Origin of the sequence: Streptomyces sp. NPDC003300, assembly GCF_040610915.1 — a bacterium.
Taxonomy (GTDB): Bacteria; Actinomycetota; Actinomycetes; order Streptomycetales; family Streptomycetaceae; genus Actinacidiphila.
Map to the genome: position 1 here is coordinate 21,746 of NZ_JBEXNE010000045.1, position 14,174 is coordinate 35,919.

Consider the following 14,174-nt stretch of genomic DNA (forward strand, 5'->3'; position numbering starts at 1 on the left):
ACCTCCCGCGATCCGCGGGCAGGCCGACGGCGCGCCCCGGCTCGTCGTCCTGGACCAGACGACGGGCGCGCGCCAGGAAGCAACGGCCGCTCTCTAGGGCCTGTCCGGCGGATCATGGGCGGTCCAGGCGGCGCCTGGCGCGTGCGAGCGCAAGGCGCCGGGACGGCCTCATAGCGGAGCTACTCGGGTATTCCGGCAACGCGGCGGGCGTGCGCGCCAGGGGTCGAAGGGGCCGTTCGTGATCCGCCGGACAGGCCCTAGGCGGCCCCGCCGCCCATCAGCCGTCCGAAGGCGGCCGGATCGGCGTCGTATCCGCGGACGTTCCGGTGGAACCGCCACTCCCCCGCGTCCCCGCGGGTGAATTCGGCGACGGTCGCGGCGGTGGCGTCGGCCACGTCGGCGAAGTCGTACTCCAGGAGGGCGTTGTATCCCTCCAGTAACCGGATGTCGGGGTTCGCCGCCTGGCCGAAGGTGAGCCGGCCGTCGCGCTGCTGGATGGCGACGCCCACCACGACGCGGCCGTACGAGGCCGACAGCCGGTCGAGTTCGATGGTCATGCTCTCGTCGGCGCCGAAGCCCTTGCCGGTCTTGCTGTCGCGGTTCAAGGTGATGGTGCCGTCGGGCGAGCGGCTGTCGAAGTACACGAGGTACGCGGGCTCGCCGTGCCGGTCGTCCGTGGCGAACGTCGCGGCGATCAGGTCGAGATCGGTGTCGGGCGAGCCCAACGGACTCGGATCCCACCGCAGTTGGACCTCGATCTTCCCGCTGCCCTTGTTGAGGCTGCTGCTCACCGGGTCTCCCCCTCCTTGGAACCGCGCCGACGTGCGAGAACGTACCGATCGTGCCGGAAGCGAACGTGCCGGATGCACGGGCCGCGCCGCCCGGTCGTCCGCGCCCCGGCCGTGGCCGCGTCGCCGACCGCCGGGGTCCATGCCTCGATTAACCACACCGCCGGGCACGCTGTCCACACCGCCTCCGGCGGCGTCCTGCGTACTTTCACCGCCGGGGCGCGCCGCAGCTCCCGGCCCCGCGTACTGGCATAGACCAATGACGGTCACCGGAGCCCCTTCCGCCCCAGGGTTCTACGCGCGTAACCTCCTTCATTGTCATGGCCACACCACCAAGGAACCACCCCCCTCGCCCTTGGAGGCGCACATGGACAACGCCGGACACGACTCCCGGCGCGGGTCGGTGCCACGCCGCGCGCTCGCGGCGATCGGCACGCTGACCGCTCTCCTCGCCCTGTTCGTCGCGGCTCCCGGCGCTGCCACCGCGGCCTCCCCTTCCGGCGGCGGCAGCCCCATCGCACACCCCGAACTGGACTGGATGGGCTCGACCGTCGCGGCCCACGAGGGCCGGTCGAGCGGCGGCGGCGCGGTGACCCCGAACGCCGCCCAGACCCTCGGCTTCGACGTGAGCCACTACCAGGGCGCCGTCAACTGGGCGGGCGCGTACGCCAACGGCGCCCGGTTCGCCTATATGAAGGCCACCGAGGGCACGACCTTCCGTGACCCCAACTTCTCGGCGAACTACACGGGTTCGTACAACGCGGGCTTCATCCGCGGCGCCTACCACTTCGCGAACCCCAACGCCTCGACGGGCGCGGCCCAGGCCGACTACTTCGTCGCGCACGGCGGCGGCTGGTCCAAGGACGGCAAGACGCTGCCGCCCATGCTGGACATCGAGTACGGGCCGTCGTCCACCTGCTGGGGGCTGAGCCAGGCCGCGATGCGTACCTGGATCACGTCGTTCATCAATGAGGTGCACGCCAAGACCACCCGCTGGGCGACGATCTACACCACGACCAACTGGTGGACGACCTGCACGGGCAACACCTCCGCCTACTCGGCCAACGACCCGCTGTTCATCGCGCGGTACGCCTCCAGCGTCGGCACCCTGCCGGCCGGCTGGCCGTTCTACACCTTCTGGCAGCACGCCGACTCCGGCGTCTTCCCCGGTGACCAGGACTACTTCAACGGGGCGTTGAGCGGACTGCGCAATCTCGCCAACAACACCTGAGCGCACGACGCACGAGCGCACGACGTACGAGCGGGCGGCACCCGAGCGGGCACGACGGCGGCCCCGCGCCCACGGCAGGGAGGAACCGTGGGCGCGGGGCCGCCGCACGCGCGGACGCGGGCCGTCAGCGGACGGCCGCGACGTCAGTGGGAGCTGTGGTGGCCCTCGAACGCGTAGCCGCCACCGGCCTCGAAGCCACCGATCTCACCCTTGACGGTGGTGATCCCGTACGGGCCGCCGAGGTTGGTCTTCTCGAAGCCGGCGAAGCCGCCCGCGGTGTGGAAGCCGCCCATCCCGGCGTGACCGCCGTCGTGCGAGACGGCGGCGGCGGCCGGAACAGCCGACATGAGCCCGGCGGCGGAAACGGCGGCGACGGTGATGGCGATACGACGAAGCATGTCACTCTCCTGTGTGTTGGTGGGTGAGCCTTCACCGTGACCCGGTACCGCCCGGCCCGCACCTCGTCGCGCGCACACGGCTGACGGGCAGCCCCGAACGGGCTACGTGACCTCCGGCGCGGTCAGCGTGAACAGTCCGCCGTCCGGGTCACGGACGACCGCCGACTCCCCCGCGGGGCCCGCGTGGTGCGCCACGACACCGCCGCCGTTGGCGCGGACCGCCCGCAGCGCGGCGGGCAGGTCGCGCAGGGTGAAGAAGACCTCCCAGTGCGGGCGCTCGACGGGGTCGGGCGCGGCCTGGACGGCACCGCGGCCGAGCCGGGCCACGACCCGCCCCGCGCTGCGCAGCACCACCTCGTCGCCCTCGTACGCCACCTCGCAGGCGCCGGGCCGGTCGCTGGCCCACAGCAGCACCTCGCCGTAGAAGATGGCCGCCTCGAACGGGTCGGGGGTGCGCAGCCGCAGCCACACCGGCTGCTCGTCGCGCCAGCGCGGCCAGGATTCGGAGAGCAGGCCCTCCCAGATGCCGAAGACGGCGCCGTTGCGGTCGGCGGCCAGGGCCGCGCGGCCGGATTCGAAGGCGATCGGGCCGACGGCGACGGTGCCGCTGCGTTCCCTGATCCTGGCCGCGGTCTCGTCGGCGTCCTCGACCGCGAAGTACGGCGTCCAGGCGACGGGCACCTGCCAGGCGGAGGCCAACTCGGCGATGCCCGCCACCGGCCTGCCGTCGTCCAGCGCGACGCTGAACCGGCCGCCCAGCTTCGTCCCGCGGTAGGTCCAGCCCAGGACCGCCGCGTAGAAGCGGTGGGTCGCGGCCAGGTCGCGCGAGGTCAGGCTGACCCAGCACGGCGCGCCGAAGACGGCGTCGCTGGATGTCGCGCCCGTCCCGGGGCGCGGGCTCTGGCGCATGGACACGGCAATCACCACCTGACGGGTTCGACGCGGGGCCGGACGCGTTCCCGCGGGCCGCCGGGTCGGCGGGGCGGATCGTCCTGGTCCGTCCCTCAGTGTGCCGTCGATGGGCCCGGACCTCCTGTCGAGCCGGTCGGACCGTCACCCTCCGTGGTGCCCGGCGCCTGACAGTGAGCGCGTACGGCGCGGCTGCCGGGGGTCTCCGAGGCGCCGCCGGGCGCGTCCTCCGAGGGCGAACACGGTGGAACTGCGGGTGGCAGGCCGCGTACCTAGGATGGGAGTGGCGGGCCCCGGCGCCATGCCGTGGCCCGGCACGGTGATCCGCACGAATGGGGGCATGGATGCTGGGGACAGAGCCCAGCGGCGCGACACGGACCGTGATCGTGACCGTCGACGACGATCCCTCGGTGTCGCGTGCGGTCGCACGCGACCTGCGGCGGCGTTACGGCGAGGAGCACCGGATCGTCCGGGCGGAGTCCGGGGAGTCGGCGCTGGAGGCGCTGCGCGAGATGCGGCTGCGCGGTGACGCGGTCGCGGTGATCCTGGCGGATTACCGGATGCCCGCGATGAACGGCATCGAATTCCTCGAACGGGCGATGGATGTGTATCCGGGCGCCCGCCGGGTGCTGCTGACGGCGTACGCCGACACGGGCGCGGCCATTGACGCCATCAATGTGGTGGACCTCGACCACTATCTGCTCAAGCCCTGGGACCCGCCGGAGGAGAAGCTGTACCCGGTGGTGGACGCGCTGCTCGACGCCTGGCGCGCCTCGGACCACCGGCCGGTGCGGGAGACGAAGGTCATCGGCCACCGCTGGTCGGCGCGGTCGTCCGGAGTCCGCGAATTCCTGGCGCGCAATCAGGTGCCGTATCACTGGTACGCCTCGGACGAGCCGGAGGGCCAGAAGCTGCTGGCCGCCGCGGACGAGGACGGGGTACGGCTGCCGGTGGTGATCACCCCGGACGGCAAGCCGCTGGTGGAGCCCACCGACCAGGATCTGGCCAGCAGTGTCGGTCTGGCGACGACGCCCTCGGCGCGCTTCTACGACCTGGTGGTCATCGGCGGCGGCCCCGCCGGTCTCGGCTCCGCGGTCTACGGCGCGTCCGAGGGGCTGCGGACCGTGCTGGTGGAGCGCACCGCGACCGGCGGGCAGGCGGGGCAGAGCTCCCGGATCGAGAACTACCTGGGCTTCCCCGACGGGGTCTCCGGCGGGCAGCTCACCGACCGCGCGCACCGGCAGGCCACCCGCTTCGGCGCCGAGATCCTGACCGCGTGCGAGGTCACGGGGCTCGAGGTCAGCGGCTCGGCGCGGACCGTGACCTTCGCCGACGGCTCCGCGGTCTCGGCGCACACGGTGATCCTGGCGACCGGCGTGTCCTACCGGCAGCTCGACGCGCCCGGCGTGTCGGAGCTGACGGGACGCGGTGTGTTCTACGGTTCCGCGCTGACCGAGGCGGCCCGCTGCCAGGAGCAGGACGTGTACATCGTCGGCGGGGCGAATTCCGCCGGGCAGGCCGCGGTGTATCTGGCCAGGGGCGCCAAGTCCGTGACGATCCTGGTCCGGGGCGACTCGCTGACCTCGTCCATGTCGCACTATCTGGTGCAGCAGATCGGGGCCACCCCGGCGATCAAGGTGCGTACGCGCACGGAGGTCGTGTCCGCCGAGGGCGAGGACCATCTGGAGCGGATCACGCTGCGCGACACCACGACCGGCCTGACCGAGACGGTCGACGCGGGCTGGCTCTTCGTGTTCATCGGCGCCGCCCCGCTGACGGACTGGCTGGACGGGGTGGTGCTGCGCGACGAACGCGGGTTCGTCGTGGCCGGTCCCGATCTGGCGCCGCCGGGCGAACGCCCGGTGGACTGGCCGCTGGAGCGGCCCCCGTACCACCTGGAGACCAGCGTGCCGGGGGTGTTCGTGGCCGGTGACGCGCGCGCCGAGTCCGCCAAGCGGGTGGCGTCCGCGGTCGGCGAGGGCGCCATGGCCGTCATGCTCGTCCACCGATACCTGGAGCGGCTATGAGCGTCCAGTACCTGCCGTGCGACGTGGCCGAGCTGCGCTCGCTCTTCTTGTTCGAGAAGCTGACCGACGACCAGTTGGACTGGCTGTGCCGCAAGGGCCGGGTGCAGATGGAGGAGCCGGGCGCCGTCTATTTGGAGGGCGAGCCCGCGACCTGCTTCTACGTGCTGCTCGAAGGCACGGTGGTGATGTCGCGCCGGGTGGGCGCCGACGACGTGGAGGTCTCGCGCACCTCGGACCGCGGGGTCTACGCGGGCGCCTTCCAGTCGTATCTGGGCGACCGGGTGCCGCAGGTCTACAACAGCTCGCTGCGGGTCACCGAGCCGTCGCGCTTCTACGTGCTGTCGGCGGACCACTTCGCCGAGCTGATGCGCGAGTGGTTCCCGATGGCCGTGCACATGCTGGAGGGGTTGTTCTTCGGCAACCGCAGCACCAAGCAGGCCATCGGCCAGCGTGAGCGGCTGCTGGCCCTGGGGTCGCTGTCGGCCGGTCTCACCCACGAGTTGAACAATCCGGCCGCGGCGGCGCTGCGCGCCACGGCCACGCTGCGCGAACGGGTGGCCGGGATGCGGCACAAACTCGGCATGATCGCCGGGGGGCCGCTCGACCGGGCCACGCTCGCGACGCTGATCGAGCTCCAGGAGCGGGCGGTCGAGCAGTCCGCGAAGGCCGTGCAGCTCACCCCGATGGAGACCTCGGACCGCGAGGACGCCATCTCCGACTGGCTCGACGACCACGGCGTGACGGCCGGGTGGGACCTCGCGCCGAATTTCGTGCAGGCCGGGCTCGACACGGACTGGCTGGAGCGGGTGGCCGCGACGGTCACGCCCGACACCCTCGACAGCGCGATGCGGTGGCTGAACTACACGGTCGAGACCGAGCTGCTGATGAACGAGATCCAGGACTCCACGGCCCGGATCTCGACCCTGGTCAACGCGGCGCGGCAGTATTCGCAGCTCGACCGGGCGCCGTACCAGGTGGTGGACGTGCACGAGTTGCTGGAGAGCACGCTGCACATGCTGACCGGCAAATTCGGTCCGGGCATCAAGGTGGTCAAGGACTTCGACCGTACGCTGCCGAAGATCCCCGGCTATCCGGGTGAGCTGAACCAGGTGTGGACCAATCTCATCGACAACGCGGTGGCCGCGATGGAGGGGACGGGCACGCTGACGGTGCGTACGGCGCTGGACCGCGAGCAGCTTCTGGTCGAGTTCCGTGACACCGGAGCCGGTATCGCGCCGGAGATCCGGGAAAGGATCTTCGAGCCGTTCTTCACCACCAAGCCGGTGGGCGAGGGCACGGGGCTGGGACTCGACATCTCCTGGCGCATCGTGGTGAACAAGCACCACGGCGACCTCCAGGCGGAGTCGGTGCCCGGCGACACCCGTTTCCTGGTCCGCCTGCCGCTCACGGCGGAGCAGCCGGAGGCCGCACCTGATGCCGCGTCCGACGCCCGGCCGGAGGCGGCACCGCAGGCCAGCTCCGACAGTCCGTCCGACAATCAGCGGGAGCCGTCATGACGACCACCCCAGGTATCGACCCCACCGCCCGGCCCAGCGGGGCCGGTTGCGCCGACTGCGACGCGGCGGGCGGCTGGTGGTTCCATCTGCGCCGCTGCGCCCAGTGCGGGCACATCGGCTGCTGCGACTCGTCGCCCGCGCAGCACGCGAGCGCGCACTCGGCGGCCACCGGCCATCCGATCATGCGGACCTTCGAGCCGGGCGAGGACTGGTTCTGGGACTTCACGACCGACGCGTACGTCGAGACCGACGTGGCGCTGGCCCCGCCGCAGAGCCGTCCGGCCGACCAGCCGGTGCCGGGCCCGGCCGGCCGGGTCCCGGCGGACTGGCGCGCCCACCTCAACTGAGCGGCGGACGCGCCGAGTCGGCGTACCGCGCGGACCGGCGTACGTCGGGCGGGAGCACGTCGTCACGGCGTGCTCCCGGCCCGCGTACGCCGGATCCGTCAGCGGTGGGCGCTGCTGTTGCGGCGGCGGGTGAAGTAGACCGCGCCCGCGCCGAGGACCAGCAGGGCGGCGCCGCCGCCCGCGAAGGCCACCGTCTGCGAGCCGTTGCCGCCGGTCTCGGCCAGGTCACCGCTGGAGGTGTCGGAGGCCGGCTCCACGACCGGCGAGCCGACCGGGCCCGCGGAGTTCGTGGGCGACGCCGTCGGTGACGTGGTGTCGTCGACGACCGGGGCGCTGGAGCTCGGCGTCGTCGACGGAGTGTCGGACGGAGTGTCGGACGGGGTGTCCGACGGCGAGTCCGACGGGGTGTCGGTGACGGAGTCCGTCGGGGACGGGCTGGTCGTCTCGCTGTCCGAGGGCTCGGGCGAGGTGGTGGTCGAGTCGCTGGGCTCGGGGCTGTCCGTCGTCTCGCTGGGGGACGGGGACGGGGAGTCGGTCACCGAGTCGCTGGGCGACGGGGACGGGGTGGAGCACGGCGCGCTGCCGTTCCACGCCGTGATCAGGTTCTCGGGGGTCGCGGAGTACGGGAAGCGCGGCAGCTTGCCGTGGCCCTTGCCCTCGCCGCCGTCGTACTTGATGCCGTTGCCGTACAGGTCGATCTGGCCGAAGCAGGACGGCGCGTAGGCGCTGACGTCCAGGGTGGCCCGGGTGTTCTTGTGGTCGAGCTGGGTGGTGTCCCAGCCGAGGAACGCCTGCGTGCCCGAGGTGTCCCAGGTGGGGCCCTCGGCGCTGTAGGAGGCGAGCGAGACGACGTACGTGCAGCCCTTGTTGACCTTGTCCGTCAGCCGGACCGTGATCTTCGTCGGGGCCGGGTCGTTGATCCGGCCGTTGTCGGACCAGGTCTTCCCGCCGTCCTCGGAGTGCTCGATGTGCGACCGGCCGCAGTTGTTCTTGTCGTTGCCGGACGCCTGCGCCGTACCGACGCCCGCCAGCGTGACGGCGGCGGTGAGCGAGCCGAGGCCGACCACGCCTATGGCTCGTCTGGTGATGGAACGCTGCACTGAATCTGCTCCCTGCACTGTGAACGGGCAGCGGAGGCAGGCGGAGCGGGTCGGACCCTACGCCGTGCGCGAGACTCGTGCCCGGTGGCCTGCGATGGAGTCTCGCCGCCGACGATGATCGGCCTGTTGGCCGGTGACCGAGTATGCCCGTGCGGGGGACGGTCTGTACAGCGCGAAAACGCCGTTTTCGCGGCTTTGCGGTCGGATTATCGCCCTGCGAATGTGTCGCCGCACTGATACCGAAATGGGGCGGCGTTCACGGGAGTTCCCAGGAGTTGACTGGAGTTCACCCGCGGCGGGGCGCTTCACCAGGAGTGCGTACAGGTGCCGCCGGGCGCGTGGAAGCAGGCGGTGACGGTCTTTCCGTCGGGGCGCGGGTGGGCCTCCCACTCGTCGGCGAGCGCGTCCACGATGGCCATGCCCCGGCCGTGGGTGCGCTCCTCGTCGGGCGCCTTCTCGGCGGGCAGCATGTCGGAGGAGTCGCTGACGCTCAGGTGCAGGCAGCAGCCGTCCCAGACCATGACGACCTGGGCCTCGCTGTGCGCGTGCACGTGGGCGTTGGTGACGAGTTCGGAGACGGTCAGGACGACGGAGTCCGCCGTGTCGGGCGCCTGCGTGCTCCAGCCGAGCACGTCCAGGTGCTCGCGCGCCCACTCGCGCCCGGCCCTGACGCCGTACGAGACAGGGAACGACCTGGCCCAGCCGACTGCTTTCACGGACATCTCGCACGCTCCCGCACCGAGTCGTTGTGTGCTCGCCGACCGAGCCCCGGCTCCGGTGACGGTCGGGGCCCCCGGCCGCCATGCCGGTGGGGCGATGGGCGGCCGGGCGCGGTCCCCTGCGAGTCCCCTGCGGGGGATGAACGTCCCCTACCCCCGCCCGCGAACGCCATGCCGGGCAGGTGGCGGGAGGCTTCCCGCCCCCGTACCGCTACCCCTTCAGCGCGTAGTCCATCAGCTTCCGCGCGTCCGCCGTGCGGGCCGCCTGCGTCGGGGCGGCGAGCACCGTGCCGATGACGGTCCTCTTGCCGCGGGTGGCCGCGAAGACCAGGCAGAACAGGGACACGGGCCCGGATCCGGTCTTGACCCCGGCGGCGCCGCGATAACTCCCGAGCAGCGTGTCGGTATTGGTCCACGTCATGGTGCGGTGGCCGCCGTTCTTCATCGCGACGCTCTGCCGGACCGACTTCGTCTTCACCACGGCACGGAACGTGGGGTATCGCATCGCGCTGCTCGCGATCCTCGTCAGATCGCGCGGAGTCGAGTAATTCGATCCGTTGCCGACGCCGTCGAACGAGTCGAAGTGGGTGTTCCTCAGACCGATGCCCTTCGCCGTGGAGTTCATCTTCGCGATGAACGACTTCACGCGGGCGGCCCGCGTCCGGCCGCTGCCGAAGGTGTCGGCCAGCGCGTACGCCGCGTCGCAGCCGGACGGCAGCATCATCGCGTACAGCAACTGCCGGACGGTGGGCCGGTCGCCGACGACCAGACCACCCGACGACGCGCGCTTGGCCACCACGTAGTCGTGGTACGCCTTCTGGACGGTGACCTGCGCGTTCAGGTCGAGGCGTTTGTCGGCCAGCACCACCCGGGCCGTCATGACCTTGCTGGTCGATCCGGTGGCACGGCGGGTGTCCGCGGCCTTCGTGAACAGTGTCCGGCCGGTGCCGTCGTCCATCACGAAGCCGCCCTTGGCGACGATCGCGGGGGCGGCGGTCCGGGACGCCGTCGCCGCGGGCGCCGGGGTCGCTTCGACGCGGGCCGGGACCGCGAGCCCGGTGGACGCCAGAACGGCCCCTGCCGTGAGGGCCGCCACGGACATGCGACGAATGATATTACTGCCGGTTTTCACGACGAATACTCCAACGGTCAACCCTGCGCGGGCGTTCAAGAACGCGACTCGACCAGGGGATGCGCGGGCGGACCCGATGGATGTACGCGCGACGACGAATTCACCCGCCCGCCGTACGTCCCGGCGGATCGGCGTAGCACGATCTTCTGATCCGACCATGTGATCCGACGTCCTGATCCGGCGTACTGATCCGACATTCTGATCCGGTGTTCTCGTCGGCGAATCTCGGCCGACCCCGCCGCAATCGCACGGCTCCGGCCCGTTCGGTCCGAGTACGGGGCCGTCGGTCCCGCACGCCGAGCGCCGAAAGCGGGGATGCTGGAGGCAGGGGGACGGAACACGCCAAGGAGGTCCACTCATGACACGCGCGATCGTCACGGGCGCCGTCGTCGCGGGGACGGACGGCTCGGCCGAGAGCCTCGCGGCGGCGGACTGGGCCGCGGACGACGCCGTGCGCCGCGGACTCCCGCTGCGTCTCGTACAGGCGGTCCCGCCCGGACACGGCCGTACGGGACCGGTCACGTCGGCGGGTCCCCGTGAGCGCGTGACGCGTCCTGCGTGGTCCGCCCACCCGACCGCGGACGAGATCGGCCGTCGGCATCCGGACCTGTCCGTCACCGTCGACCAGATCGCCGAGCAGGTGCTTCCGGTGCTCTTCTCCGCCGCCGACAGCGCCGAGCTGATGGTGCTGGGCACACGAGGCGCGGGGGCGGTGCAGGAGCTTGTGCTCGGCTCGACCGCGCTCACCGTCGCGGGCCGGGCACCGGTCCCCGTGGTCCTGGTGAGCGCCGCTTCCGGCACGGGCGCTCCGCCGGGAGCCGACGGCGCCGGTGACGTCGTCCTCGGCCTCGACCTGGCCGCGCCGGACGGCCGACCGGTCGAATTCGCCTCCGACGAAGCCGCCCGGCGCGGCGCGCGGCTGCGCGTCGTCCACGGCTGGAGCGAGCCGCTCCGCGACGGCGCCGGTCCCGATGATCCCGATCAGGCACTCGCGGCTGCCCTGGGCGCCTGGGCCGAGAAGCACCCCCGTACCCCGGTGGTCACCGAGGCCGTGGTCGCGGGGGCCGCCGCGCGGCTCGCGGCGGCGGCATCGCACGCCACGCTCCTCGTCCTGGGCCGCCGCCCCCGTACCACCCCGGTCAGCGCGCATCTCGGTTCGACCGCGCACGCCGTTCTCCGCCGGGTGAGGCTGCCGGTGGCGATCGTGCCGCACGCCCCGGCGGCCACCTGAGGCGATTGGTCCATCGCCGCCACGCCCCGCGAGCGGCGCGGCCCCGGGCCGCCCGGTTCGGTCGGCCGCCGACCGGATCGCGTAAGTCGAGCCGGTGCCCGAACGGCCTCGGGGGGAAGGCCGGTTGGCCCGTGGTGGACGTGACCGGGGCTGCCGGACAGTGCGGGTATGAAGAAGCGAATCGTCATCCTGGGAAACGGCAGTACCGGAATCCTGGCGGCCAACAGACTGCGTCGCCGGTACGACGAGAGCGAATTCCAGATCGTCGTGGTCGGGAAATACGACACGCGTGACCACGAGGTCGAACTTCTCATGGCCATCGGTGTCCTCGGCTCGCGCACCCTCCTGCCGCCGGAGGACGGCCGGCTCCGCGCCGGGATCGACTTCCGTCACACGGAGATCGGCAGTGTCGACGTGGCCCGGCGCGAGGTCTGCTGCACCGACGGCTCCTCGATCGGATACGACGTCCTCGTGGTGGCCACCGGAGCGCGGCCCGTACCGACGCCAGACGGTGTGCTGTACGGCGGCGCCAGGTACGTCGTACGCTCCGCCGGACTCGGCGACGCGTGCGGTCTCGTCCGGGTGGACCCCCGTACCCTCCAGTCCCGCGCCGCTCCCGAGGTGTTCGCCGTCGGCGCCGCGACGGGAACACCCGCCGACACCGGTGCGGGCCCGCACGTCGCGGTCGAACACCTGGTGGCGGGCGTGCGGGAATTCCTCACCCGCACGGCGGACCAGGTGCCCGTGAGCGTGCCCGCGCGGGAGCCGCGAGACGCAGCACAGCCCTCGTAGCCGCTCGTACGCCGATTCTCGCCTCGGCACTCGGCCGCCGTCAGGGCACCTCAGCCGATACGGTGTGGGCAGGGGTCGATGCTCGGGTTCGCGGTGCGCGTGGAGGACCGGTGGGAGAGGACGGCGACAGCTCGGGCGGGCGCTTGCCCCGTTTGCAGCTCGATGAGCTGCTGGACGAGTTGCAGGTCCGCATCGGGGCGGTGCGCGGCACGCAGAATCGGGTGCACAGCCTGCTGGAGGCCGTGCTGTCGGTGGGCCGGGAGCTGGACCTCGCGCATGTGCTGCGGCGGATCGTGGAGACCGCGGTCGTCCTGGTGGACGCCGAGTACGGCGCGCTGGGCGTGATCGGCGACGACGCCCGGCTCTCGGAGTTCCTGACCGTCGGGGTGTCCGAGGAGGAGGCCCGCGCGATCGGGCCGCTGCCCTCGGGGCACGGTCTGCTCGGTGAGCTGATCCGCCACCCGGAGCCGCTGCGGCTCGCGGAGCTGTCCGATCACCCGGCGTCGTACGGCTTCCCGGCGAACCATCCGCCGATGCGCTCCTTCCTCGGGGTGCCGATCCGGGTGCGCGACGAGGTCTTCGGAAACATCTACCTCACCGAGAAGCGCGGTGGCCGGGAGTTCGACGGCGACGACGAGACGCTGCTGTCGACCCTGGCGGTCGCGGCGGGTGTCGCGATCGAGAACGCGCGGCTGTACAAGACCGCCCGCGAGGGGCAGCGGTGGATGGCGGCCAACGCGGAGATCGTGAGCAAGCTGCTGTCGGGCGCCGGTGAGATGGATGTGCTCGGGCTGATCGTCGAGCACGGCCGGCACATCCTGGCCGCGGACCTGGGCGTGGTGGCGCTGCCGGTCGAGGGGACCACCGACCTCCAGGTGATGATCGCCGTGGGGGTGGACGCCGAGACCCACCGCGGTCTGGTGCTGCCGTGCGAGGGCTCGTTCATGGGCGCCGCGATGGCCGCGGCGCGGCCGATCACCACGGTGGAGATCGCCAAGGACCCGCGGGTGACGTCGGGGCCGCCGCGCTGGAACGGCCTGGGGCCGACGATCGCCGTACCGATGATGGCGGACGGCGCGGTGCGCGGTGTGCTGCTGCTCGCCCGCGAGCTGGGTTCTGTCCCCTTCACCGAGGCGGAGTCCTCGCCGCTGCTGAGCTTCGCCGGGCAGGCCGCGCTGGCGCTGGAGCTGGCCGAGCGGCGGCGCGGCGCCGAGCAGCTCGCGCTGCTGGAGGACCGCGACCGGATCGCCCGTGACCTGCACGACCTGGCCATCCAGCGGCTGTTCGCCACGGGGATGACCTTGCAGAGCGCGGTGCGCTTCGTCCAGCATCCGGAGGCGAGCGAGCGGCTGCTGCGCGCGGTGGACGACCTGGACGAGACCATCAAGATCATTCGCTCGACGATCTTCGGGCTGCGCTCGCACGACCGGGAGCGGACCGCGCGCGGCCTTCGGATACGTGCCTCGATGGCGGTCGAGGACGCGGTCCCGACGCTCGGCTTCACCCCCGCCCTGCGGATGGAGGGGCTGATCGACACCGATGTGCCCACGCCGGTCGCGGAGGAGACCGTCGCCGTCCTGGTCGAAGCCCTCTCCAACGTCGGACGGCACGCCCGGGCGACCTCCGCCGAGGTCTCCCTGGTCGTCGCCTCCGGGACCCTGACCGTCACGGTCGACGACGACGGCGTGGGCGCCCCTTCCGGCGGGCACCGCAGCGGGCTGCGCAATCTGGAGGAGCGGGCCGCGCGGCTCGGGGGCCAACTGACCCTCTCCGCCAGCCCCCGCGGCGGCACCCGCCTGGTCTGGCGGGTGCCGGCCGCCCCGCCCTCGGCGGGGCCCAAGGCGTAGCCGGGCGCCGGGCGCGTCAACAACCCTCCGGGTCAATACGGCTAGGGCCTGTCCGGCGGATCATGGGCGGTCCAGGCGGCGCCTGGCGCGTGCGAGCGCAAGGCGCCGGGATGGCCTCATAGCGGAGCTATTCGGG

Annotated in this window: 13 protein-coding genes; 7 read left to right on the forward strand and 6 right to left on the reverse strand. The window is 72.2% G+C overall.

Annotation, left to right across the window (positions count from 1 at the left end; genetic code table 11):
• Positions 1 to 257: 257 nt before the first annotated feature.
• Positions 258 to 791 (reverse strand): TerD family protein, encoded by a 534-nt coding sequence (locus ABZX65_RS35165; RefSeq protein WP_355349733.1) that lies wholly within the window; start codon positions 789 to 791, stop codon positions 258 to 260.
• A 364-nt stretch (positions 792 to 1,155) separates the two neighbouring features.
• Between ABZX65_RS35165 and ABZX65_RS35170 the strand changes: the two genes are divergently transcribed.
• Complete coding sequence (locus tag ABZX65_RS35170; protein WP_355349736.1) at positions 1,156 to 2,019, forward strand: GH25 family lysozyme; 864 nt, start codon at positions 1,156 to 1,158, stop codon at positions 2,017 to 2,019.
• Positions 2,020 to 2,162: 143 nt separating this feature from the next.
• On the opposite strand, the gene ABZX65_RS35175 is transcribed toward ABZX65_RS35170, so the two are convergent.
• Both ABZX65_RS35175 and ABZX65_RS35180 read right to left on the reverse strand, forming a co-directional pair.
• On the reverse strand, positions 2,163 to 2,417 hold the full coding sequence (locus ABZX65_RS35175; RefSeq protein ID WP_355349739.1) for a hypothetical protein: 255 nt from the start codon (positions 2,415 to 2,417) through the stop codon (positions 2,163 to 2,165).
• Between the two features lie 102 nt (positions 2,418 to 2,519).
• Complete coding sequence (locus tag ABZX65_RS35180) at positions 2,520 to 3,326, reverse strand: VOC family protein (RefSeq protein ID WP_355349769.1); 807 nt, start codon at positions 3,324 to 3,326, stop codon at positions 2,520 to 2,522.
• Positions 3,327 to 3,670: 344 nt separating this feature from the next.
• Here ABZX65_RS35180 and ABZX65_RS35185 point away from each other — a divergent pair, with 344 nt between their 5' ends.
• Genes ABZX65_RS35185 through ABZX65_RS35195 form a run of 3 tightly spaced genes read left to right on the forward strand, consistent with a single transcriptional unit; the run spans position 3,671 to position 7,217 of the window.
• Positions 3,671 to 5,353 carry an FAD-dependent oxidoreductase gene (locus ABZX65_RS35185; protein ID WP_355349742.1) on the forward strand — a complete coding sequence of 561 codons (1,683 nt, stop codon included), beginning with the start codon at positions 3,671 to 3,673 and terminating at the stop codon, positions 5,351 to 5,353.
• Positions 5,350 to 6,870 carry an ATP-binding protein gene (locus ABZX65_RS35190; RefSeq protein ID WP_355349745.1) on the forward strand — a complete coding sequence of 507 codons (1,521 nt, stop codon included), beginning with the start codon at positions 5,350 to 5,352 and terminating at the stop codon, positions 6,868 to 6,870. Before ABZX65_RS35185 ends, ABZX65_RS35190 begins: the two co-directional genes overlap by 4 nt.
• Positions 6,867 to 7,217, forward strand: a complete 351-nt coding sequence (locus tag ABZX65_RS35195) for a UBP-type zinc finger domain-containing protein (protein WP_355349748.1) — start codon at positions 6,867 to 6,869, stop codon at positions 7,215 to 7,217. Before ABZX65_RS35190 ends, ABZX65_RS35195 begins: the two co-directional genes overlap by 4 nt.
• Positions 7,218 to 7,315: 98 nt before the next feature.
• Here the strand turns inward: ABZX65_RS35195 and ABZX65_RS35200 are convergent, their stop codons facing one another.
• From ABZX65_RS35200 to ABZX65_RS35210, 3 genes are all read right to left on the reverse strand, one after another.
• Positions 7,316 to 8,317 carry an LAETG motif-containing sortase-dependent surface protein gene (locus ABZX65_RS35200; protein ID WP_355349751.1) on the reverse strand — a complete coding sequence of 334 codons (1,002 nt, stop codon included), beginning with the start codon at positions 8,315 to 8,317 and terminating at the stop codon, positions 7,316 to 7,318.
• 305 nt (positions 8,318 to 8,622) lie between these two features.
• Entirely contained in the window at positions 8,623 to 9,039 is a 417-nt protein-coding gene (locus ABZX65_RS35205; protein WP_355349754.1) for an ATP-binding protein, read from the reverse strand.
• Between the two features lie 208 nt (positions 9,040 to 9,247).
• A complete protein-coding gene (locus ABZX65_RS35210) occupies positions 9,248 to 10,138 on the reverse strand; it encodes a serine hydrolase (protein WP_355349757.1) in 891 nt (296 codons plus the stop codon).
• Between the two features lie 388 nt (positions 10,139 to 10,526).
• Between ABZX65_RS35210 and ABZX65_RS35215 the strand changes: the two genes are divergently transcribed.
• The 3 genes from ABZX65_RS35215 (at position 10,527) to ABZX65_RS35225 (ending at position 14,038) form a co-directional block, all read left to right on the forward strand.
• Complete coding sequence (locus ABZX65_RS35215) at positions 10,527 to 11,399, forward strand: universal stress protein (protein ID WP_355349760.1); 873 nt, start codon at positions 10,527 to 10,529, stop codon at positions 11,397 to 11,399.
• A gap of 168 nt (positions 11,400 to 11,567) precedes the next feature.
• Positions 11,568 to 12,191: an FAD-dependent oxidoreductase gene (locus ABZX65_RS35220; RefSeq protein WP_355349763.1), complete on the forward strand. Its 624-nt coding sequence runs from the start codon at positions 11,568 to 11,570 to the stop codon at positions 12,189 to 12,191.
• Positions 12,192 to 12,334: 143 nt separating this feature from the next.
• Positions 12,335 to 14,038, forward strand: coding sequence for a GAF domain-containing protein (locus ABZX65_RS35225; RefSeq protein ID WP_355349772.1), 1,704 nt, complete (start codon positions 12,335 to 12,337; stop codon positions 14,036 to 14,038).
• Positions 14,039 to 14,174 lie beyond the last annotated feature (136 nt).